Here is a 22,638-nt window from a genome sequence, read left to right on the forward strand (position 1 = left end):
GTGAAATTCAACGGCTGACGCTGAGGTCGCCGAAGATCCGTTCGATGCGTACGCGGGCGTCGCTGGCTTCGCTGACGGCCTGGATGTACTGGCTACGAGCGCTGATCAAGGTGCGTTGCGCATCGAGCACATCGAGGAAGCCGAACTTGCCCATTTCGAAACCACGGGTGGCGCTGTCGACCGCACTTTGCGCGGCGGGCAGGATGGTCTGGTTGAACGCGGTGACTTCGCCGTTGGCGGTCTGCCATTGCTCAAGGCTGGTCTGGATTTCCGTGCGCAAACGCAGCTCGGTGGCGTTGCGCAGATCCCGCGCCTGATCGGTGCGGCGCGCGGCCGCGAGCACGTTGCCTTGATTGCGATTGAACAGCGGAATCGGCATCGACAGCCCGACCACATTGACCCGCTCGCGCTCGGTTTCGCTGTATTGGCTGCCGATACTGACGGTGAGATCGGGAATGCGCTGGGACTTTTCCAGGCCCAACGACGCTTCGCGCTGATCGATCTGCAACTTGGCCAGACGCAGTTCGGCGGTCTCGTTCAAACGCTCGAGCAATCTTGTCGGTGGTGGTACGGCCGGCATGTTTTGCGTGGGGGCCTGCACCTTGGTCGAGGTCGGCAACGGCGCGCCCATGACTTGCGCCAATTGTTGGTACGCGGTGGCCTGATCGCGTTCGGCGCGGCTCAGCTCCAGGCGCACTTGCGAGAGCTGCACTTGCGCCCGCGTGCCCTCAACCGGCGACGATTTACCCGCCTCGATGCGCCCCTGCGCCACGCGTAAACCGTGCTCGGCCAGTTGCAGCGACTGGCGCGACAACTGCAAACGTTGCTGCGCGGTTTGCGCGCTGTTGAACGCCTGAATCACATCGGCACGCAAGGCATTGCGCTTGCGCGCAAGCTCGATGCCGGCAGCGTCTTGCGCACGGCTGGCGACATCGATGCGTGCACCGCGTTTGCCGCCCAGTTCGATTGGTTGACTGAGCATCACCGTGGTTGTGCGCGAATTGCGCCGAGTGTCTTCGGCTTCCCACGACACTTCGGGGTTGGGGATCAAGCCGGCGTGTTGACGGTCACCTTCGGCGATACCGATTTCCCACTGTGCAGCGGCCAGTTCCGGGTTGCCGGCGAAGGCACTTTGCAGGGCTTGATCCAGCGTCAGGGTCGCTGCGTTTGCAAGGCTGGTACAGGCCAGCAACAGGATGACACTGGCGGTTTTTTTCAGGCGTGATTGCGCCGTCAGTTTTATTAAACCGGGCAATGGAAGACTTCCTTTATTCAAGAATCTCGGATGCCGCCACGGTAGGGTTTTGAACTTATCGACAAGGTGACTGGAACATTACAAATCCGTTATCCACGGTTTGGGGAAGTTGTTTTGTTCTAGGATGCGAAGTGCAAATAGCGTTATCGAAATACATCGAAACAAAAACACGGTAGTTATCTGCTGAACAGCACTTGCCGTAAGTAAACTCAAGAGAATTTGGTGGTTAGCACTGCGACCTACTGTCGCAGAACACTGATCTAAAGCACTTGGGCGTTGACCCTGTAGCCGCTACAACCTTTATTGTCCGCACTCCCCTCACCCCAGCCCTCTCCCGGGGGGAGAGGGAGCCGACCGAAGTGTCTGGCGTTTTTTATCGACCTGTTACATCAAGTTGATTATGGATTCAGTAACGTTCTTTCACGTCGGCGTAGTTCTGAAATATCCCACGCTCAGTCCCCTCTCCCTCTGGGAGAGGGTTAGGGTGAGGGGCTTTTAAATTAAATACCCATTAAATAAAAGTGGTGAAAGATCATGCGAATCCTTGTCGTCGAGGACGAGCTTAAAGCTGCCGAATACTTGCATCAGGGTTTGACCGAAAGTGGTTATGTCGTTGACCACGCCGCCACCGGTGCCGATGGCCTGCATCTGGCGCAACAACAAGCGTATGACCTGATTATTCTCGACGTGAACCTGCCGGAACTCGACGGTTGGGGCGTGCTGGAACAACTGCGTCGCACCCATTCGACGCGGGTGATGATGCTGACGGCGCGCGGGCGTCTGGCCGACAAGATTCGCGGCCTCGATCTGGGCGCCGACGATTATCTGGTCAAGCCGTTCGAGTTTCCCGAACTGCTGGCGCGGGTGCGCACCTTGATGCGTCGTAGCGAAAATATCCCGGTGCCGCAGGTGCTGAAAGTCGCTGATCTGGAGCTCGATCCGGGCCGCCATCGCGCGTTTCGTGGCGCGCAGCGGATCGACCTGACCACCAAGGAATTCGCCCTGCTGCATCTGCTGATGCGCCAGTCCGGCGAAGTGCTGACGCGCACGCAGATCATCTCGCTGGTGTGGGACATGAATTTCGACTGCGACACCAATGTGGTCGAGGTGTCGATCCGTCGCTTGCGGGCGAAGATCGACGACCCGTTCGACAGCAAACTGATCCACACCCTGCGCGGTGTCGGCTATGTGCTGGAGGCACGGGAATGAAGCCCTCCAGCCTGTCGATGCGCCTCGGTTTGACGGTGAGTATTCTCGGTGCGCTGCTGGTGGTGTTTCTGGCGATCCTCGCCTATTTCGCCCTGACCCATGAGCTGAATTCGCTTGCCAGAGACAGCCTGGAAAAGAAGATGGCGCAGGTCGAACACAGCCTGTCGTTGTACGTCGATGCCAATGAAATCACCGGCAAGCCGCATATTCTGCTCGATCAGGTGATGGGGCATGACAACCTCACGCTGACCATTTACGACCGCCTCAATCAGCGCTCGCCGCTGCTCAAGTCCGGCTCGGGATTGAGCGATCCGCGCGTCGAATTGAAAGCGGTGCGCGCCACCACCGATCAACTGACTTACAGCGACAGCACCGACGCGCAAGGCAAGAAATTCCTCACCGCCTCGAAACTGATTCGCCTCAAGGACAGCAGCAGCGTGCCGGTGCTGCTGTCAGTGGATAACGCCCACGATGAGGCCCTCCTCAGCGCCTATCTACGCTCGACGCTGATTGCCTTGCCGTTGTTGCTGGTGTTTATCGGCCTGACCGCGTGGGGCGCGGTGCAACGCGGGTTGGCGCCGCTGCGCGAGTTTCGCAAAGTCGCAGCGATGGTCTCGACCCAGGATCTGGAACACCGGCTGTCCGTGGTGAACATGCCGCAGGAACTGAGTGAACTGGCGCAGGGCATCAACTTCATGCTGCATCGGCTCGATGCCGGGGTGCAGCAGTTGTCGCAGTTCTCTGATGACTTGGCGCATGAGCTGCGTACGCCAATCAATAACCTGATGGGCAAGGCGCAGGTGACCTTGTCCCGCGAGCGCACGACCGAGGAATACAAGGACGTGCTGGTGTCGTGCACCGAGGAACTGGAGCGCGTGGCGCGGATTGTCTCGGACATGTTGTTTCTCGCGCAGGTGAGTCATCCGTCGGCGCTGGCGCCGTTTGAAGCGGTGGCGCTGGAGATTGAAGTCGCGAAAGTGGCCGAGATGTTTTCGTTGTCGGCGCAGGATAAGAGCATTCATTTGAATGTCATTGGCAGCGCACAGGTGATGGGCGATCGGTTAATGATTCAGCGGGCTATTTCCAATCTGCTGTCCAACGCGCTGCGTCATTGCCCGAACGGGAAAACCGTGACGCTGCTGATCGAACAGAGTGCGACGCAGGCATCCCTGCTGGTCAGCAACCCCGGCGCCGGGATTGAGGCGCGACACCTGCCACATCTGTTCGACCGCTTCTACCGCGTCGACAGCAGTCGCTCACGCTCGCAGGGCAGCACCGGATTGGGCCTGGCGATCGTGCGCTCGATCATGAGCCTGCATCAGGGTGTGGCGGAGGTTAAGAGCTTGCCGGGGGCGATGACCGTGTTCAGGCTTGGGTTTCCGGCGGTGCCGCCAATGGCCCCTTCGCTTGCAGGCAAGCTCCCACAGTGATTTGCGGGGTACTCAGGTTTTGTGGACACCGCTAAAACCTGTAGGCCTTCGCCTGTTCGCGATGGCGGTGGGTCCTTCAACATCTGCACTGCCTGATACTCAGCCTTCGCGAGCAAGCTCGCTCCCACAGAGACAGTAGTCATTCACAAAATAAGTGGACGCCGCCGAAACCTGTGGGAGCAAGCTTGCTCGCGAAAGCGTCGGATCAGGCGATATCCATGTTGAATGTCAGAATGGGAATCGCGAGTTTTGTACGATTTCTTACCGATACGCTCTCGTCTCTGCACAAACTCCGAAAGCTCCCGCCCTAACATCCGCTTCGTCCTACAGCCAGCCTTGAGTGGGTAGTTCTATGGTGAAGGTCTTTGCAGGTAGAAGAACGATGGGGGGCACTATGAGCAGAGACATGTTTTGTGAGTTGGTTGCAGAAATCGAGACTCTGGCAGTCCAAGGTCGGGCGCAGCGCCTTCTCGCTCACACAGGAAAAACCGGCACACCACGAATTGGCGCTATGAAAGGCAAGTTGGTGCTGCCTGATGATTTCGATTCGTCATTGCCTGATGCCATGCTTGATACCTTTGAAGAAACTCAAGCATGAAGCTGGCACTGATCGATGCCCTTTAGTAGATGCTGCAGTGGGCAGGGGTTTTTGAGTTTTGTGAACACCACTGCATTCTGAAGGAGCTTGCCTGCAAGCGATGGCGGCGGGTCAGTCACATCTTTGTTATCTGACACTCCGCAATCGCGAGCAGGCTCACTCCTACAGGTTTTTGTGTCGTTCACAGATGATGCGTACGCCTCAATCCCCTGTAGGAGTGAGCCTGCTCGCGATTGCGGTAGATCAGGCGCAAAAAAAAACGGCACCTTGCAGTGCCGTTCGCCTTTCACATTTCAGCTGTTACTTCCGCGCATCCGCCCACGATTTCAGCAGTTCGTTGTAGCTCACGGTCTCGCCCTTCGGCTTCTCGTTGGCCAGTTTCGGTTTCGGTGCGCCCGGCTGATCAAACCAGTACTGAGCATCGCGCTCCGGGTTCATCTTCGGTGCACAAACCGCCTGAGCCTTGGAGCGTTCCAGACGCGTCATGATCGCGTCCTGATCCTTGGCCAAACCATCCAGTGCCTGTTGCGGGGTCTTCTCGCCGCTGGCCGCTTCGGCGATGTGGCTCCACCACAATTGCGCCAGACGCGGATAGTCCGGCACGTTGGTGCCGGTCGGGGTCCATTGCACGCGGGCCGGGCTGCGGTAGAACTCGACCAGGCCACCGAGTTTCGGCGCCAGATCAGTCATCGCTTGCGAGTTGATGTCCGACTCGCGAATCGGCGTCAGGCCAACGATGGTTTTCTTCAGCGACACGGTTTTCGAGGTCACGAACTGCGCATACAGCCACGCCGCGAGCTTCTGTTTCTCAGGTGTGGACTTCATGAACGTCCACGAGCCCACGTCCTGATAACCGAGCTTCATGCCCTCCTCCCAATACGGCCCACGCGGCGATGGCGCCATGCGCCATTTCGGCGTGCCGTCGGCGTTGACCACCGGCAGGCCCGGCTTGGTCATGTCGGCGGTGAACGCGGTGTACCAGAAGATCTGCTGCGCAATGTTGCCCTGCGACGGCACCGGACCGGATTCGGAGAAGGTCATGCCCGCCGCTTCCGGTGGCGCGTACTTCTTCAGCCAGTCGACATACTTGGTGGTGGCGAACACCGCCGCCGGGCCGTTGGTGTCGCCGCCGCGAGTCACGCTGGAACCGACCGGATGGCAGTCCTCGACGCGGATCCCCCACTCGTCCACCGGCAAACCGTTGGGCAACCCTTTGTCGCCGCCACCGGCCATGGAGAACCAGGCATCGGTAAAGCGCCAGCCCAGCGACGGGTCTTTCTTGCCGTAGTCCATGTGCCCGTAAACGCGCTTGCCGTCGATTTCCTTGACGTCTTCGCTGAAGAATTTGGCGATGTCTTCATAGGCCGACCAGTTCACCGGCACGCCCAATTCGTAGCCGTACTTTTCCTTGAACTTGGCTTTCAGATCCGCACGTTCAAACCAGTCAGCACGGAACCAGTACAGGTTGGCGAATTGCTGGTCGGGCAGTTGATAGATCTTGCCGTCCGGCGCGGTGGTGAACGAGATGCCGATGAAGTCCTTGATGTCGAGGGTTGGCGAAGTGAAGTTCTTGCCCTCGTTGGCCATCAGGTCGGTGATCGATTCGGTCTTGCCGTAGCGAAAGTGCGTACCGATCAGGTCCGAGTCGTTGACCCAGCCGTCATAAATATTCTTGTCCGACTGCATCACCGTCTGCATTTTCTCGACCACATCGCCTTCTTGCAGCAGGTCGTGGGTGAGTTTGATCCCGGTGATTTCGCTGAACGCCTTGGCCAGCACTTTCGACTCGTATTCATGGGTGGTCAGGGTCTCGGAAACGACCTTGATGTCCATGCCGCGAAACGGCTCGGCCGCTTTGATGAACCACTTCAACTCTTCGAGTTGCTGCTCGGCCGTCAGGGTCGACGGTTTGAATTCACTGCCGATCCATTTTTTCGCCGCGTCTTCGTAGGCATCCGCCCACGCGGCGGCGCTCAAACCGCTGAGTGCCAGCATGGCTGCCAATGAAATGCTATGTCGCAGCTTATTGTTTTTGTCGAACATAGAGACCTCCTGTTTAAGTTGTGGAGCCGCGTTGCCGAACGACTCGACTAGCCCCAACGCATCACAGCCAACAGCCACACCAGGGACAACGCGGACGCTACCCAGATGCTCCAGTCGGTGGCGCCGATCACCAGCAAATGCAGGTAGGCGCTGCCGAGAAGACCGATAAACAAACGATCACCACGGGTGGTGGCAATCGGCAGAAAACCTCGCCGCAGGATGCTCGGCGAGCGCAATTCCCAAGTGGTCATGCCGACCAGAATCAGGCCGATGACAATGAAGAATGCTGCGGTAGGCGTGGTCCAGCTCATCCATTCCATCATCAGCTCCTCAGACCCGACCGAGGGCAAAGCCCTTGGCCACGTGGTTGCGAACAAACCAGATCACCAGCATGCCCGGCAGAATGGTCAACACCCCCGCCGCTGCCAGCACGCCCCAATCGATACCCGATGCTGAAACCGTACGCGTCATCACCGCCGCAATCGGCTTGGCGTTTACCGAGGTCAACGTGCGCGCGAGCAGCAGTTCGACCCAGGAAAACATGAAGCAGAAAAACGCCGTGACGCCGATGCCGGAGCCGATCAGCGGGATGAAAATCTTCACGAAGAACTTGGGAAAACTGTAGCCGTCGATGTAGGCAGTTTCGTCGATTTCCTTGGGCACACCGGACATGAAGCCTTCGAGAATCCACACCGCCAATGGCACGTTAAACAGGCAATGCGCCAAAGCCACGGCGATATGCGTGTCGAACAGGCCAATCGACGAATACAGCTGGAAGAACGGCAGCAAAAACACCGCCGGCGGCGCCATGCGGTTGGTCAGCAGCCAGAAAAACAGATGCTTGTCGCCGAGAAAACGATAGCGGGAAAACGCATACGCCGCCGGCAACGCCACGCTAAGCGAGATCACCGTGTTCAAACTCACGTAATACAGCGAGTTCAGATAACCGGTGTACCAGCTCGGATCGGTAAAGATCACCTTGTAGTTCGCCAGCGTAAAGGCCTGTGGGAAAAGCGTCAGGCCGCCGAGGATTTCGGTGTTGCTCTTGAACGACATGTTCAACAGCCAGTAGATCGGCACCAGCAGGAACAGGATGTACACCAGCAACGGAATAAGCTTTCTCTTGCTCATGGCCGGGCCTCAGCGATTGGCGTCGGAGTGGGTCATGGCGGTGTAGAACAGCCAGGACACCAACAGGATGATCAGGAAGTACACCAGCGAAAACGCCGCTGCCGGACCGAGGTCGAATTGCCCTACAGCCATCTGGGTCAGCGTCTGACTCAAGAAAGTCGTGGCGTTGCCCGGCCCGCCGCCGGTGAGCACGAACGGCTCGGTGTAGATCATGAAACTGTCCATGAAGCGCAGCATCACTGCGATCAGCAGCACGCTCTTCAGCTTGGGCAACTGAATATGCCGGAACACCGCCCAGGCCGAGGCACGGTCGATGCGCGCGGCCTGGTAATACACGTCGGGAATCGCGCGCAATCCGGAGAAACACAGCAGCGCCACCAGTGAAGTCCAGTGCCAGACGTCCATCACCAGCACCGTGACCCAAGCGTCCATGGTGTTGGCGGCGTAGTTGTAGCTGATGCCCATGGCATTGAGGCTCGAACCGAGCAGGCCGATATCCGCGCGGCCAAAGATCTGCCAGATGGTGCCAACCACGTTCCATGGGATCAGCAACGGAATCGCGAGAATGATCAGCACCACCGACGACCAGCGGCCCTTGGTTGGCATCGTCAGCGCAACGGCAATACCCAGCGGAATTTCAATCAGCAACACGCACGCCGAATAGATGAACTGGCGCAGCAATGAGTCGTGCAAACGCGGGTCGAGCAGCACTTGCTTGTACCAGTCGGCGCCGACGAAATAGCGGCTGGACTGGTCGAAGATGTCCTGCACCGAGTAGTTGACCACGGTCATCATCGGGATCACCGCACTGAACGCCACCAGCAGAAACACCGGCAACACCAGCCACCAGGCCTTGTTGTTCTGCACCTTGTTCATGGCTGCACCTCATCGTCGGCTTCGAGCAGGAACTCATCGGCATAAACCATCAACCACTGCGCCGGGAAACTGATGTACGCCGTGCCCTGCGGCACCGGTTTGTCTTCGGCCAGACGCACTTTCAACGGCGCGCCGTCGAGGTCGAGGGTCATGATTTTGTAGGTGCCGAGGTCTTCGACGTGTACGACCTTTGCCTGCATCGCGTCATCAAACGGCTCGTCCCACACGTGAATAAACTCGGGACGGATGCCGACCTTCAGATTTTTCCACTGGCCGTGTTCGATATGTCGCTGCATCGCGTCAGACAGCGGCAGATGCGTCGAGGCGAAACCGACGCCGCCGGGTTGCGGCTGCACGTCGATCAGGTTCATGCCGGGGCTGCCGATGAAATAGCCGACAAAGGTATGGCTCGGCCGCTCGAACAGTTCCCGAGGCGTGCCGAACTGGACGATCTGGCCACCGTACATCACCGCAATCTTGTCGGCGAAGGTCGATGCTTCCAGTTGATCGTGGGTGACGTAGACCATGGTGATGTTGAACTGCTCGTGGATCTGCTTGAGCTTGCGCCGCAGTTTCCACTTCAGGTGCGGGTCGATCACCGTCAGCGGTTCGTCGAAGAGGATCGCCGAAACGTCGTCGCGGACCAGACCACGGCCCATCGAGACTTTCTGCTTTTCGTCGGCGGTGAGGTTGCGCGCCTTTTTGCTCAGCAGGTTTTGCAGGTCGAGGACTTCGGCAATTTCCTGCACCTTGCTGTGCACTTTCGCCTCGGCCATGCCCTGATTGCGCAGGGGGAAGGCGAGGTTATCGAACACGGTCATGGTGTCGTAAACCACCGGAAACTGGAAAACCTGAGCGATGTTGCGCTTCTCCGGCGTCAGGTCGTTGACCGCTTTGCCATCGAACAACACGTGGCCCTGAGAGGGGCTGAGCAGCCCGGAAATGATGTTGAGCAAAGTCGACTTGCCGCAACCCGACGGCCCGAGCAAGGCGTAGGCGCCGCCCTGCTCCCAGACGTGATCCATCTCGCGGATTGCATAATCCTCCGCGCCGCTCGGGGTTTTGCTGTAACTGTGGGCGAGGTGTTGCAAACGTATTTCGGCCATCAGGCAACCCTCGCGACACGCCGGCCCGGTGCTTGCACCAGCCGGCCCTGCGCATCGAAAACGAACAGTTTGTGGGTCGGGATGTAAATGCGGATCGGCGCATCGACGTCGTATTCGTGAACGCCGGGCAGGTGCAGCACCAGCAGGAAATGCTCGTTGCGCACGTGCAGGAAGGTTTCCGAACCGCTGATCTCGGCGACTTCGACGGTGACCGCCAATTCCAGATCGTCATCGTTGCTCGGCACCAGCGAAATGTGGCTGGGGCGCACGCCAAAACGGAACTCGCCCTCGCCCACTGGGCGCAGATCAACGTTCAACGGGAAGTGTACGAAGTTGGCAAAACTCACTTCGTTACCGGCAATGCGCCCGGGCATCAGGTTGATCGGCGGCTCGGAGAACAACTCGGCGGCGAGCACGCTTTGTGGCTGGTGATACACCGAGGTCGACGGGCCGCTCTGAATCACCCGGCCTTCGTGAAGAATGGTCGTGGTGCCGCCGAGTGCCAGCGCTTCGTTGGGCTCGGTGGTGGCGTAGATCGCGATGGTGTGGCGCGCCTTGAACAGTTCGCGCATTTCCTGGCGCAGCTCTTCGCGCAGTTTGTAGTCGAGGTTGACCAGCGGCTCATCGAAGAGGATCAGCTCGGCGTCCTTGACTAATGCGCGGGCCATGGCGGTGCGTTGTTGTTGGCCGCCAGAGAGTTCCAGCGGGTAGCGCTGCAGAAACTTCTCGATGCGCAGCATCTTCGCGGTTTCCTGCACTTTGCTATGGATGATCTCTTTCGAAACACCGGCCTGACGCAACGGCGAGGCGATGTTTTCGAACACGGTCATGGTCGGGTAGTTGATGAACTGCTGATAGACCATCGACACGTTGCGCAGGCGCACCGGACGTTGGGTGACGTCGACGCCGTTCATCAGGATGCGGCCGCTGTCGGGTTTGTCCAGACCGGCCATTAAACGCATGAGGCTGGTTTTGCCGGACAGCGTGCGGCCGAGCAAAACGTTGAAAGAACCAGGTTCGAATTTCAGGCACGCATCGTCGATCCAGATCTGGCCCTCGACGGTACGGCTGACGTGCTCCAGGGTGAGTGACATGGCTCGGCCTTTTTATTATTGGAGTCAAGCGACCTGTGCACGGGAGCGAGTTTCGTGCCAGAAATGGCAAGTGGTTGATTTGGCGTGAAAATCGTTGAATGCGGGGGGATTGAGCGTTCATTGCTGAACACATTTGAACAAGTGGGCGATTGACAATGAACAATAGTGAACAACACTCTATAAGCGCTTTTTGCCCGATTCTGTGAACGTCGAAGATCCATTGTAGGAGTGAGCCTGCTCGCGATAGCGGTGTGTCAGTCGATGCAAATATGTCTGCCACACCGCTATCGCGAGCAGGCTCACTCCTACAGGGGATTTGTGTAGGTTTCGAAGATCGGGTTCATAACAACAATAAAAATCGCTGCATCAGAGGCTGACTGCCATGGCCGCACCTGCCCCGCCGCTGTCCCACGACGCGATCGTCCAGACGTCCTGGCAACGTTGCCGCGCGTTCGGTCTCGACCACCAAAGCACGCCGGCCTTCGATCAGTTGCCTGCCGCCGGCATCGCGCAGTTGCTCGACAGTCATCATTCGCTGGTGCAGACCACGCACCAAGAAGTCCTGCCCTATTACGAAAACATCCTCAGCAACTCCAACTGCCTGATCATGCTCGCCGACAATCAAGGTCAGGTGCTGACCTCGTGGGGCACGCAACGGTTTATCGAACCGAATCTGGCGCGGGGGTTTCAGGCTGGTGCAAGTTGGGTCGAGCGCACCAGCGGCACCAATGCGATCGGCACGGCGCTGGCGTGTGAGCAGGCCGTGCATATCGAACACGATGAACACTTTCTCAAGGCCAACCGCTTCATGACCGGTTCCGCTGCGCCGATTTTCGACGCCGAGCGCAAGGTGATCGCGGTGCTTGATGTGTCCAGCGACAGCTACCTGCCGCCCTCGCACACTTTGGGCATGGTCAAGATGATGAGCCAGACCGTGGAAAACCGGCTGATCCTCAACCTGTTCCATGGTCAGCATTTTCAACTGACCTTCAACACCGGGTTGAACAACCTCGACAGTCAGTGGGCCGGGTTGTTGATCTTTGATGAGAGCGGTCAAGTGCTGTCGGCCAATCGTCGCGCCGACAATCTGCTCGGTGTGCGCTTGTCGCGGGTGAGCGTTGAAAGTCTGTTCAAGGTGTCACTGCTGGAGTTGATCAATCAGCCCGACGGGTTGCCGTTTGCCTTGCAGACGTCCGGGCGTAACCGTTTTCAATGTTTGTTGAAGCGGCCGAAACAGGCGCCAATTCAGCCTCGGGTGTTTGCCGAACCGAAAAGCGTTGAAGTGCCATTAAAACCACCCGCGGGCGCTATCAGCCTCAGCACCCTGCACTTCGGCGACAGTCGCGTGGAGAAAGCTGTGCGCCAGGCTGAGCGTTTACTGGAGAAAGACATTCCGCTGCTGATCCATGGCGAAACCGGTGTCGGCAAAGAGGTCTTCGTCAAAGCGCTGCATCAGGCCAGCTCGCGCAGCAAACAGGCGTTTATCGCCGTCAACTGTGCGGCGATCCCCGCCGAACTGGTCGAGTCCGAGTTATTCGGTTACGAGAAAGGCGCGTTCACCGGCGCGAATCAGAAAGGCAGCATCGGCCTGATTCGCAAGGCTGACAGAGGCACGTTATTCCTCGATGAAATCGGCGACATGCCATTGCCGACTCAGGCGCGGTTGTTGCGGGTTTTGCAGGAGCGCTGTGTGCAGCCGGTGGGCAGTAGCGAGCTGTTCCAAGTGGATTTACGGATTATTTCGGCGACTAACCGATCCTTACGCGAACAAGTGCAGTTGGGGCGGTTTCGTGAGGATTTGTATTACCGCATTGGTGGACTGACGCTGGAGCTGCCGCCATTGCGGGAGCGCAGTGATAAAGAGGCGTTGTTTAAACGGTTGTGGGAGCAGCATCGTGAGCCAACGCAGTGGGCGGGGTTGAGCCAAGAGGTGCTGGAACTGTTCAGCCGTCATCCGTGGCCGGGGAATTTGCGTCAGGTCAGTAGCGTGATGCAGGTGGCGCTGGCCATGGCTGAGGAGCAGCCGGTGAGGCTGGAGCATTTGCCGGATGATTTTTTTGTTGATCTGGAGATGGAGCCGGTGGAGAGCGCGGCGCCGCTGGGGGTTGATTTGAATGATATTGAAGCGTTGAACCGGGAGTTGAAAGCGGCTGGGGGGAATATTTCGCATCTGGCGCGGCGATTGGGGGTGAGTCGGAATACGCTTTACAAGCGGTTGCGGCAGATTGAAGGTTGAGTGAACCGCCCTTTCCCTCACCCCAGCCCTCTCCCAAAGGAGAGGGAGCTGACCGCGGTGTCTGGCGTTGTACACCGACCTGAAAAAACCAGTCGATTATGGATTCAAAGCATCCAGTTCAGGTCGGCGTACCTCGTGAACATCCCCCAATCAGTCTCCTCTCCCGGAGGGATAGGGAGCTGACCGAGGTGTCTGGCGCTGGACATCGACCTGAAAGATCGTGGCGATTATGGATTCGGTGCAAATCGCTCAGGTCGGTGTATCTCGTGAACATCCCCCAATCAGTCCCCTCTCCTGGGGGAGAGGGCTAGGGTGAGGGCGAAAATTCCGGCTCAACATGCGCAACCGACGCCGCCGCCAATGTGCGCAATCCCACCATCACAACAACCACCATCATGATCCCAGCGCCAATGGCCACGCCAAACCCCGCCCGTGCACCCCAGCCATCAATGACCAGCCCCGCCAGCATGCCGCCCAGCGCAACGCCAATGCTGATACCGGTGGTCATCCACGTCAGCCCCTCAGTAATCCTCGATGGCGGGATGATGATCGTTCCCAGCTTCATGACCACCACCATCGTCGGCGCAAACGAGATGCCGGCAATAAACAGCGTCGCTGACAGGACATAAACGTCCGTGGCAAAAATGGGCAGCACGCCAGTGAACGCCGTGACCAATATCCCGATCAGGAACTGTTTTTCGATCGCCAGCGAAACCCTCATCGCACCAAACGTCAGGCCCGCCACCAGTGAGCCGAACGCATAGGCAGCGAGGATGAAGGTCGCTGCCCCCGGCCAGCCTTGCGCATTGGCGAAGGCGACGACGGCAACATCGATTGCTCCACCAATGACCCCCATCGCCAACAGCGCCAGAACAATGGTGCGCACGCCGGGAATCAGCAAGGTTGAGCCGCTATGGCTGGCGTGGCCGACGACAACCTTAGGCTCAGTCTGGCGTTGCAGCAGAAACGCCGTGACCCCGACGGCCAACAGCCCGACCGCAACCAGCGGCCCGGCTTCGGCGAAAAAGCTCACACTCAAACCAATCGCCAGTGGCGGGCCGATGATGTAAGCGAGTTCGGTCAGGACCGTGTCCAGCGAGAACGCCGTGTGCAACTGCGGCTTGCCCCGGAACAACTGCGACCATCGCGCGCGGATCATCGATGGCATGCTCGGCATCGTCCCCGCCAAGGCTGACAGTACAAAGAACACCGCGGCGGGCGCTCTCAGGTAAACGGCGGTGATCAGCGCCAGCAGCATGACAATGCTGAACGCGGTGACGATGGGCAGTACGCGACTCTGGCCATGTTGATCGACCAGTCTGGAGATGTGCGGGCCGAGCAGTGCATTGGCCAGGGTGAACGTCCCGGCGACTGCGCCGGCCAGCCAGTACACCCCGGTTTGCTGCACAAGCATGGTGATGATGCCGATGCCGATCATTGCCTGCGGCAAGCGCGCGATAGAGCTCGCGAGCACTAGCCCGGTGGCGCCGGGGGTCGTTAGCAGCTCGCGGTAGTGATTGGCCATGGTGTTTTCCTTACATGATCGTCACCGCTCAGCATCCGGCTGAACGCGTTGCCGATATCAAGACCTACGCGAACGTCAAAAGCAACCCTCACCCCAGCCCTCGCCCAGAGGGAGAGGGGGCTGACCGAGGTGTCTCGAGTCATCCATCGACCTGAAAAAAGGATTCGAATATGGATTCAGAGCAGGCCGGCCAGGTCCGAGTACATCGACCTGAAAGAACCAGTCGATTATGGATTCGGTGCAGCACGTTCAGGTCGGCGTATTTCTTGAGCATCCCCCATTCGGTCCCCTCTCCCTCTGGGAGAGGGTTAGGGTGAGGGGCTTTCTCGCCGCCAAACAAAAACCCGCACTAGGCGGGTTTTGTTTTGAAGCCAAACACAGCAATCAGTCAGCCAGACGCCAGGTAGTCCCACCCTTGCCGTCTTCCAACACAACGCCCATCGCAGTGAGCTGATCTCGAATCCGATCCGACTCAGCCCAATCCTTCCCGGCCCGTGCCGCCAGACGCGCCGCAATCAGTGCATCAACCTCAGCTGCATCAAGACGCCCTTCAGCGCCCGCCTGCAGGAAGTCATCCGCCTCCAACTGCAACACACCCAACACGCTCGCCAGCTCTTTCAGACGCGCCGCCAGACCTGCCGCCGCATCGAGATCGCTCTCACGCAGACGGTTGATCTCACGCACCATCTCAAACAGCACCGCGCAGGCTTCCGGCGTACCGAAGTCGTCGTTCATCACCGTAGTGAAACGCTCGACAAACGCTTCGCCGCCGGCCGGCGCCACAGTCGGCAAACCTTTCAACGCGTGGTAGAAACGCTCGAGGGCGCCTTTGGCGTCCTTGAGGTTGTCTTCCGAGTAGTTGATCGCGCTGCGGTAGTGGCTCGACACCAGCAGGTAACGCACGACTTCCGGGTGATACTTTTCCAGCACGTCGCGAATGGTGAAGAAGTTGTTCAAGGACTTGGACATCTTCTCGCCATTGATGCGAATCATGCCGCAATGCATCCACGCGTTGGCGTAGGTCTTGCCGGTGGCCGCTTCGCTCTGGGCGATTTCGTTTTCGTGGTGCGGGAACTCGAGGTCGCTGCCGCCGCCATGAATGTCGAAGGTCTCGCCGAGGCAGCAGGTGGACATCACCGAGCACTCGATGTGCCAGCCCGGACGCCCGGCGCCCCATGGCGATTCCCAGCTTGGCTCGCCCGGTTTGGCGGCTTTCCACAGCACGAAATCCAGCGGGTCCTGTTTCGACTCGTCGACTTCGATGCGGGCGCCGATGCGCAGGTCTTCGATCTTCTTGCGCGACAGTTTGCCGTAGCCCATGAACTTAGCAACGCGGTAGTACACGTCGCCATTGCCCGGCGCGTAGGCGTAACCCTTGTCGATCAAGGTCTGGATCATCGCGTGCATGCCCGGAATGTGATCCGTGGCGCGCGGTTCCATGTCCGGCTTCTTGATGTTCAGGCGCGCTTCGTCTTCGTGCATCGCGGCGATCATGCGCTCGGTCAACGCTTCGAACGATTCACCGTTCTCGTTGGCGCGGTTGATGATCTTGTCGTCGATGTCGGTGATGTTGCGCACGTAGGTCAGGTCGTAACCGCTGAACCGCAACCAGCGGGTCACCAGGTCGAAAGCGACCATGCTGCGGCCGTGGCCAAGGTGGCAGTAGTCGTACACGGTCATCCCGCAGACGTACATGCGCACCTTGTTGCCATCCAGCGGCTTGAAGACTTCTTTGCTCTTGGTGAGCGTGTTGTAGATCGTTAGCACGTTATTTCCCTTGACGCTGAATCACTGGCCCCACGAATCACGCAGGGTCACGGTACGGTTGAATACCGGCTGACCTGGTTTCGAGTCCTTCATATCAGCAACGAAGTAGCCTTCGCGCTCGAACTGGAAACGGTCTTCCGGCTGTGCGTTGCCAAGCGATGGCTCAGCACGACAACCGGTGAGTACCTGCAGCGAATCAGGGTTGATGTTGTCGAGGAAACTCGCGCTGTCTTCAGCCTTCTCAGGGTTGGCCGAACGGAACAGGCGATCGTACAGACGCACTTCGCACTCGACGCTGGCGGCAGCCGGCACCCAGTGGATCACGCCTTTGACCTTGCGGCCTTCCGGGTTCTTGCCGAGGGTTTCCGGGTCGTACGAGCAACGCAGTTCGACGATGTTGCCATCGGCGTCCTTGATCGCTTCGTCGGCACGGATCACGTAGCTGCCGCGCAGACGCACTTCACCGGCAGGCTCCAGGCGCTTGTAGCCCTTCGGCGGCTCTTCCATGAAGTCGTCACGGTCGATGTAGATTTCCCGGGCGAATGGCAGTGCGCGCACGCCCATGTCTTCTTTCGGGTGGCGCGGCAGTTCGAGGTTTTCGACCTGGCCTTCCGGGTAGTTGGTGATGACGACTTTCAGCGGACGCAGCACGCACATGGCGCGCGGCGCGGTCTGGTCGAGGTCGTCACGGATGCTGAATTCGAGCATGCCGAAGTCAACCACGCCGTCGGAACGGTTGGTGCCAACCATTTCGCAGAAGTTGCGGATCGATTTCGGCGTGTAGCCACGGCGGCGGAAGCCCGACAGCGTGGACATGCGCGGATCGTCCCAGCCGTTGACGTGCTTTTCATCGACCAGTTGCTTGAGCTTGCGCTTGCTGGTGATGGTGTAGTTGAGGTTCAGACGGCTGAACTCGTACTGACGCGGGTGCGCCGGCACTGGCAATGCGTCGAGGAACCACTCGTACAGCGGACGATGGCTTTCGAACTCCAGGGTGCAGATCGAGTGGGTGATGCCTTCGATGGCGTCCGACTGACCGTGGGTGAAGTCGTAGTTCGGGTAGATGCACCACTTGTCGCCGGTCTGGTGGTGATGGGCGTGGCGGATGCGATACATGATCGGGTCGCGCAGGTTCATGTTCGGCGAGGCCATGTCGATCTTCGCGCGCAGCACGCGGGCGCCGTCCGGGAACTCACCGGCACGCATGCGCGCGAACCAGTCGAGGTTCTCTTCCACCGAACGGTCGCGGAACGGGCTGTTCTTGCCCGGCTCGGTCAGGCTGCCACGGTATTCCTTGGCCTGCTCCGGGGTCAGGTCGTCGACGTAGGCCTTGCCAGCCTTGATCAACTCCACCGCCCAGTCGTGCAACTGGTCGAAATACTGCGAGGCGTAGCGCACTTCACCGGACCACTCGAAGCCCAGCCATTTGACGTCGGCTTCGATCGCGTCGATGTATTCCTGGTCTTCCTTGGCCGGGTTGGTGTCGTCGAAACGCAGGTGCGTGACGCCGCCGAACTCCTGGGCCAAGCCGAAGTTCACGCAGATCGACTTGGCGTGGCCGATGTGCAGGTAGCCGTTGGGCTCAGGCGGGAAACGGGTGACGATCTGGGTGTGCTTGCCCGAGTCCAGGTCTGCCTGGATGATCGGCCGCAGGAAATTGACCGGCACGGCAGGGCCGGACTTGGCATTCGAGGTAGGGTCGACAGTGGGCTTGCTCATAGGATCCTTGACTTACATGTGCGCGGCCGCAGAGGGGGCCAGACAAAACAAAGCCGCTATCATAGCCGATGCTGTCAAGGGGCTGACAGAGCACGGCCTATAAAGGAGCGCATTTAATCGCCGGGAATTGAAAAACAGCCTCGAAATTCGCGCCTGTCACGCTAAACTGCGCACCTTGGCCCACGGGCTGAACCGGTAACGGGCGCAAATGTCCCATTGCCCACGAATTCCTTATAAAGAGTAGCGATCATGACTCAAGTTAAATTGACCACCAATCATGGCGACATCGTCATCGAACTGAACGCTGAAAAGGCGCCGATCACCGTCGCCAACTTCATCGAATACGTTAACGCCGGTCACTACGAAAACACTGTTTTCCACCGCGTAATCGGTAACTTCATGATCCAGGGCGGCGGCTTCGAACCAGGCATGAAAGAAAAGAAAGACAAGCGTCCAAGCATCCAGAACGAAGCTGACAACGGTCTTTCCAACGACAAATACACCGTTGCCATGGCCCGTACCATGGAGCCGCATTCGGCTTCCGCGCAGTTCTTCATCAACGTTGCCGACAACACTTTCCTCAACCACAGCGGCAAGAACGTGCAGGGCTGGGGCTACGCGGTATTCGGTAAAGTGACCGCCGGCACCGACGTTGTCGACAAGATCAAAGGTGTTTCGACCACTTCCAAGGCCGGCCACCAGGACGTACCAGCAGACGACGTGATCATCGAGAAAGCCGAGATCATCGAAGCGTGATATTGCTGATTTCAGACTTGCATCTGGAAGAGGAGCGCCCGGACATTACCCGGGCGTTTCTGGATTTGCTCGCCGGACGCGCCCGCTCGGCGAGTGCGTTGTACATTCTTGGCGACTTCTTCGAAGCGTGGATTGGCGACGACGCCATAACGCCCTTCCAGCGTTCCATCTGCCAGGCCCTGCGCGAATTGAGCGACAGCGGCACGGCCATCTTTCTGATGCACGGCAATCGCGACTTCATGCTCGGCAAGGCCTTCTGCAAGCAGGCCGGCTGTACGTTGTTGAAGGACCCGAGTGTCGTGCAGTTTTACGGCGAGCCGGTGCTGTTGATGCACGGCGACAGCCTCTGCACCCGCGATGTCGGCTATATGAAGCTGCGGCGTTATCTGCGTAACCCGATCACGCTGTTTATCCTGCGCAATCTGCCCTTGAGCAGCCGCCACAAACTGGCGCGCAAACTGCGCAGTGAAAGCAAGGCACAGACGCGGATGAAGGCTAATGACATTGTCGATGTCACGCCGGAAGAGATTCCGCGGATCATGCAGGCGTTTGGCGTGAAAACCTTGATTCATGGCCACACCCACCGCCCGGCGATCCACAAGTTGCAACTCGGTGAGCAGGCGGCGAAGCGGATTGTGCTGGGGGATTGGGATCGTCAGGGGTGGGCATTGCAGGTGGATGAGAGCGGCTACGCCCTGGCGCCGTTCGACTTCGCCCCGCCGCTGGCTTTGCCGCACGGCTGAAGATCGCTACCCCCCTCACCCCAGCCCTCTCCCCCAGGGGGGCGAGGGGGAAAGGGAGCCGACCGCATGCAGTTCAAAACCTGAGTTCGACTGAAGTCCGACAGTCCCCTCTCCCCAACGGGTCGAAGGGCAAAGGGAGCCGATCTCTATGCTCTTCAAAACCGAGTTCGGCTCGGTATTGCAAGTCGGCGTACCTCGAACATCCACCACGGTCAGTCCCCTCTCCCCCTGGGAGAGGGTTAGGGTGAGGGGCTCTTGACCTTAGTGCCCGGAAGCCGCTGGCCCTGCCTTCGCGGCAAACGGCGGTTTCGCCAGCCACACAATCAGAATCAACCCCATAAACCCCCAGCCCAGCAGCGTGAAGTAATCCACGGTGGAGAGCATGTACGCCTGACTGGTGAGGATCTGATCCATCTGCGCATAAGCCGACTGACTCGCCCCGCCCAAATGATTCAAGGTCTCGCGAGTCGCCGGTTCAAAGGTGCTGATGCTCTCACTCATATACGCATGATGCTGATCGGCCCGACGAATCCAGATCCACGTGGTCAGCGACGCCGCAAAGCTACCACCCAACGTCCGCAGGAAAGTCGCCAGACCCGCACCATCGGCAATCTGGCTCGGCGGCAGGTCCGACATCAGAATACTCAAGGTCGGCATAAAGAACAGCGCCACCCCAATACCCATGAACAACTGCACCAGCGCGATGTGCTGGAAGTCGACTTCATTGGTGAATCCGGCCCGCATAAAGCAGCTCAAGCCAATCGCCAGAAACGCCAGCCCGGCCAGTAAACGCAGGTCGAACTTGTTCGCGTACTTGCCGACAAACGGCGACAGCAGCACCGGCAGAATGCCGATCGGCGCCACGGCCAGACCGGCCCAGGTCGCGGTGTAGCCCATTTGCGTTTGCAACCACTGCGGCAGGATCAGGTTGATGCCGAAGAAACCGGCGTAACCCAGCACCAACACCAGCGTGCCGATGCGGAAGTTGCGATACGCGAACAGCCGCAGATTCACCACCGGATGCTGGTCGGTCATTTCCCAGATAACGAACACCGCCAGCGCGATCACCGAAATCGCCGCGCCGATGATGATGAAGTTCGACTCGAACCAATCCAGGTCATTGCCCTTATCGAGGATCACCTGCAACGCACCGACGCCGATGATCAGCGTGATCAGTCCGACGTAATCCATCGGCTGACGGCTGGTTTCCACCGGACGTTTGGCCAGTTGCGAACGCACCACCATCACCGCAAAGATGCCGATCGGTACGTTGATAAAGAAGATCCACGGCCAGCTATAGCTGTCAGTAATCCAGCCGCCGAGAATCGGCCCGGCAATTGGCGCAACCACCGTGACCATCGCCAGTAACGCCAGGGCCATGCCTCGCCTCGCGGGCGGATAGACCGCGATCAACAGGGTTTGCGTCATCGGGTACAGCGGCCCGGCGACCAGACCTTGCAGGACGCGGAAGCCGATCAGTTCCGGCATCGATGTGGAGATACCGCAGAGGAACGAGGCCAGCACGAACAGAATGGTGGCCCAGAGAAACAGCTTCACCTCACCGAAGCGGCGGCTGAGCCAACCGGTCAGCGGCAGCGCAATCGCGTTACTCACGGCGAACGAAGTGATCACCCAGGTGCCCTGCTCCGAACTCACCCCGAGGTTGCCGGAAATCGTCGGCAGCGCCACGTTGGCAATGGTGGTGTCGAGCACTTGCATGAACGTCGCCAGCGACAGGCCGATAGTGCTGAGCAACAGGCTGGGCGGCGTGAAAGAGGCGTTATTGCTCATTGTGAATCCTATGAAACCAGGTTGACGCCTTGCCCCCTGTGGGAGCGAGCTTGCTCGCGAAGGCGGTCAGTCAGACACAGTAGTGCTGAATGACACACCGCTTTCGCGAGCAAGCTCGCTCCCACAGGGTCAGGTGTGATCTCAGCGTTGCGCGGTTTTGCTCACCGCGGCGCTGTTGTCGTGGATCAGCTGCGCAATCATCGCGTCGGCTTCGGCCAGTTGGCGGTCGTAAACATTGGTGCTGAACGAGGCCTTCTGCGGCGGCTGCTGGGCCAATACCGGACCGCTCTGGTCATGCAGATTCACTTCAACATTGGTCGACAGACCGACGCGCAGCGGATGCTTGGCCAATTCTTCGGCGTTGATGTGAATGCGCACCGGCACACGCTGCACGATCTTGATCCAGTTACCGGTAGCGTTCTGCGCTGGCAGCAGAGCAAACGCGCTACCGGTGCCGGCGCCGAGGCTGTCGACGGTGCCGCTGTATTTCACGTCGCTGCCGTAGATGTCGGATTCGATATCGACCGGCTGACCGATGCGCATGTCACGCAGTTGGGTTTCCTTGAAGTTGGCGTCGATCCACAGCTGATCCAGCGGAATCACCGCCATCAACGCCGTGCCCGGTTGCACACGCTGACCGAGTTGCACGGTGCGCTTGGCGACATAACCGGTGACCGGCGCGATCAAAGTGCTGCGGGCATTGGTCAGGTAAGCCTGACGCAGATCGGCAGCGGCCGACATCACGTCCGGATGCGACGACACCACGGTGTCATCGACCAGCGCGCTGGTGGTTTTCAGTTGCTGCTTGGCGTTGGCCAGGGCGTTTTGCGCCGAGGTCAGGTCGTCGCGAGCGTGGGACAGTTCTTCCTGGGAAATCGCGCCGCCCTGTGCCAGGTTCTTCCGGCGGTTGTAGTTGTCCTGGGCTTTCTGCACTTCGGCCTGCTGCGCGTTGACCTGGGCTTTCATGCCGTCAACGTTGCTGTACAGACCACGCACCTGACGCACGGTGCGCGCCAGTTTCGCCTGGGCACTTTGCAGGCCGACTTCGGCATCGTTCGGGTCGAAGTTGATCAGCACCTGACCTTCGTGAACCAGATCACCATCGTCAGCACCAATGCTGACCACGGTGCCAGTCACCAGCGGGGTGATTTCGACGACGTTGCCGTTGACGTAGGCATCGTCGGTGCTTTCGTTAAAGCGCCCGATGAATTCGTGATACGCCCAGACGCCGGCGCAGGCGAGTGCAACCACAACGGCGAGCACCAGCAGCATGACTTTGCGTTTGCGCGGGTTGCCGGTGTCCGGGGTGTTGCCTTGAGCTTGGGTATTTTCGGCAGTGGCCATGACAAGTACCTTGAA

The 22,638-nt window shown here is 59.1% G+C and carries 18 protein-coding genes; 6 read left to right on the forward strand and 12 right to left on the reverse strand.

Annotated features, from left to right (window positions below; genetic code table 11):
* Window positions 1–7 precede the first annotated feature (7 nt).
* Window positions 8–1,255 carry a TolC family protein gene (locus AB4O01_RS09160; protein ID WP_460091438.1) on the reverse strand — a complete coding sequence of 416 codons (1,248 nt, stop codon included), beginning with the start codon at window positions 1,253–1,255 and terminating at the stop codon, window positions 8–10.
* A gap of 534 nt (window positions 1,256–1,789) precedes the next feature.
* Here AB4O01_RS09160 and AB4O01_RS09165 point away from each other — a divergent pair.
* The 3 genes from AB4O01_RS09165 (at window position 1,790) to AB4O01_RS09175 (ending at window position 4,492) form a co-directional block, all read left to right on the forward strand.
* Window positions 1,790–2,464, forward strand: a complete 675-nt coding sequence (locus tag AB4O01_RS09165) for a heavy metal response regulator transcription factor (RefSeq protein ID WP_007920164.1) — start codon at window positions 1,790–1,792, stop codon at window positions 2,462–2,464.
* Window positions 2,461–3,894, forward strand: coding sequence for a heavy metal sensor histidine kinase (locus AB4O01_RS09170; protein ID WP_460091439.1), 1,434 nt, complete (start codon window positions 2,461–2,463; stop codon window positions 3,892–3,894). Before AB4O01_RS09165 ends, AB4O01_RS09170 begins: the two co-directional genes overlap by 4 nt.
* A gap of 394 nt (window positions 3,895–4,288) precedes the next feature.
* Window positions 4,289–4,492: a hypothetical protein gene (locus AB4O01_RS09175; RefSeq protein ID WP_256573906.1), complete on the forward strand. Its 204-nt coding sequence runs from the start codon at window positions 4,289–4,291 to the stop codon at window positions 4,490–4,492.
* Window positions 4,493–4,792: 300 nt separating this feature from the next.
* Here the strand turns inward: AB4O01_RS09175 and AB4O01_RS09180 are convergent, their stop codons facing one another.
* Genes AB4O01_RS09180 through AB4O01_RS09205 form a run of 6 tightly spaced genes read right to left on the reverse strand, consistent with a single transcriptional unit; the run spans window position 4,793 to window position 10,742 of the window.
* Entirely contained in the window at window positions 4,793–6,535 is a 1,743-nt protein-coding gene (locus AB4O01_RS09180) for an ABC transporter substrate-binding protein (protein WP_016986564.1), read from the reverse strand.
* A gap of 47 nt (window positions 6,536–6,582) precedes the next feature.
* Window positions 6,583–6,855, reverse strand: a complete 273-nt coding sequence (locus tag AB4O01_RS09185) for a DUF2160 domain-containing protein (RefSeq protein WP_007912485.1) — start codon at window positions 6,853–6,855, stop codon at window positions 6,583–6,585.
* 10 nt (window positions 6,856–6,865) lie between these two features.
* Entirely contained in the window at window positions 6,866–7,666 is an 801-nt protein-coding gene (locus tag AB4O01_RS09190) for a carbohydrate ABC transporter permease (RefSeq protein WP_090284391.1), read from the reverse strand.
* A 9-nt stretch (window positions 7,667–7,675) separates the two neighbouring features.
* The gene (locus tag AB4O01_RS09195; protein WP_007912484.1) at window positions 7,676–8,542 is read right to left on the reverse strand and encodes a carbohydrate ABC transporter permease; all 867 of its coding nucleotides are present in this window, start codon (window positions 8,540–8,542) and stop codon (window positions 7,676–7,678) included.
* Entirely contained in the window at window positions 8,539–9,648 is a 1,110-nt protein-coding gene (locus AB4O01_RS09200; protein WP_099756656.1) for an ABC transporter ATP-binding protein, read from the reverse strand. Before AB4O01_RS09200 ends, AB4O01_RS09195 begins: the two co-directional genes overlap by 4 nt.
* Window positions 9,648–10,742 (reverse strand): ABC transporter ATP-binding protein, encoded by a 1,095-nt coding sequence (locus AB4O01_RS09205; RefSeq protein ID WP_095048092.1) that lies wholly within the window; start codon window positions 10,740–10,742, stop codon window positions 9,648–9,650. Before AB4O01_RS09205 ends, AB4O01_RS09200 begins: the two co-directional genes overlap by 1 nt.
* 382 nt (window positions 10,743–11,124) lie before the next feature.
* On the opposite strand from AB4O01_RS09205, the gene AB4O01_RS09210 reads away from it, so the two are divergent.
* Complete coding sequence (locus AB4O01_RS09210) at window positions 11,125–12,978, forward strand: sigma-54-dependent Fis family transcriptional regulator (protein ID WP_460091440.1); 1,854 nt, start codon at window positions 11,125–11,127, stop codon at window positions 12,976–12,978.
* A 307-nt stretch (window positions 12,979–13,285) separates the two neighbouring features.
* Here AB4O01_RS09210 and AB4O01_RS09215 read toward each other — a convergent pair whose 3' ends face one another.
* From AB4O01_RS09215 to AB4O01_RS09225, 3 genes are all read right to left on the reverse strand, one after another.
* On the reverse strand, window positions 13,286–14,503 hold the full coding sequence (locus tag AB4O01_RS09215; RefSeq protein WP_460091442.1) for an MFS transporter: 1,218 nt from the start codon (window positions 14,501–14,503) through the stop codon (window positions 13,286–13,288).
* 384 nt (window positions 14,504–14,887) lie between these two features.
* A complete protein-coding gene (cysS, locus tag AB4O01_RS09220; RefSeq protein WP_460091444.1) occupies window positions 14,888–16,270 on the reverse strand; it encodes a cysteine--tRNA ligase in 1,383 nt (460 codons plus the stop codon).
* Between the two features lie 21 nt (window positions 16,271–16,291).
* Window positions 16,292–17,989: a glutamine--tRNA ligase/YqeY domain fusion protein gene (locus AB4O01_RS09225; RefSeq protein ID WP_093434212.1), complete on the reverse strand. Its 1,698-nt coding sequence runs from the start codon at window positions 17,987–17,989 to the stop codon at window positions 16,292–16,294.
* 249 nt (window positions 17,990–18,238) lie between these two features.
* On the opposite strand from AB4O01_RS09225, the gene AB4O01_RS09230 reads away from it, so the two are divergent.
* Together AB4O01_RS09230 and lpxH are read left to right on the forward strand one after the other, a co-directional pair.
* A complete protein-coding gene (locus AB4O01_RS09230) occupies window positions 18,239–18,745 on the forward strand; it encodes a peptidylprolyl isomerase (RefSeq protein WP_093434208.1) in 507 nt (168 codons plus the stop codon).
* Window positions 18,742–19,488, forward strand: a complete 747-nt coding sequence (lpxH, locus tag AB4O01_RS09235) for a UDP-2,3-diacylglucosamine diphosphatase (RefSeq protein ID WP_186622571.1) — start codon at window positions 18,742–18,744, stop codon at window positions 19,486–19,488. The genes AB4O01_RS09230 and lpxH overlap by 4 nt, the downstream gene beginning before the upstream one ends.
* Before the next feature lie 261 nt (window positions 19,489–19,749).
* On the opposite strand, the gene AB4O01_RS09240 is transcribed toward lpxH, so the two are convergent.
* A complete protein-coding gene (locus tag AB4O01_RS09240; RefSeq protein WP_016986555.1) occupies window positions 19,750–21,279 on the reverse strand; it encodes a DHA2 family efflux MFS transporter permease subunit in 1,530 nt (509 codons plus the stop codon).
* Window positions 21,280–21,420: 141 nt separating this feature from the next.
* Complete coding sequence (locus AB4O01_RS09245; RefSeq protein WP_008082123.1) at window positions 21,421–22,623, reverse strand: HlyD family secretion protein; 1,203 nt, start codon at window positions 22,621–22,623, stop codon at window positions 21,421–21,423.
* Window positions 22,624–22,638 lie beyond the last annotated feature (15 nt).

The sequence above is a fragment of the Pseudomonas sp. S2_E02 genome (assembly GCF_054668355.1).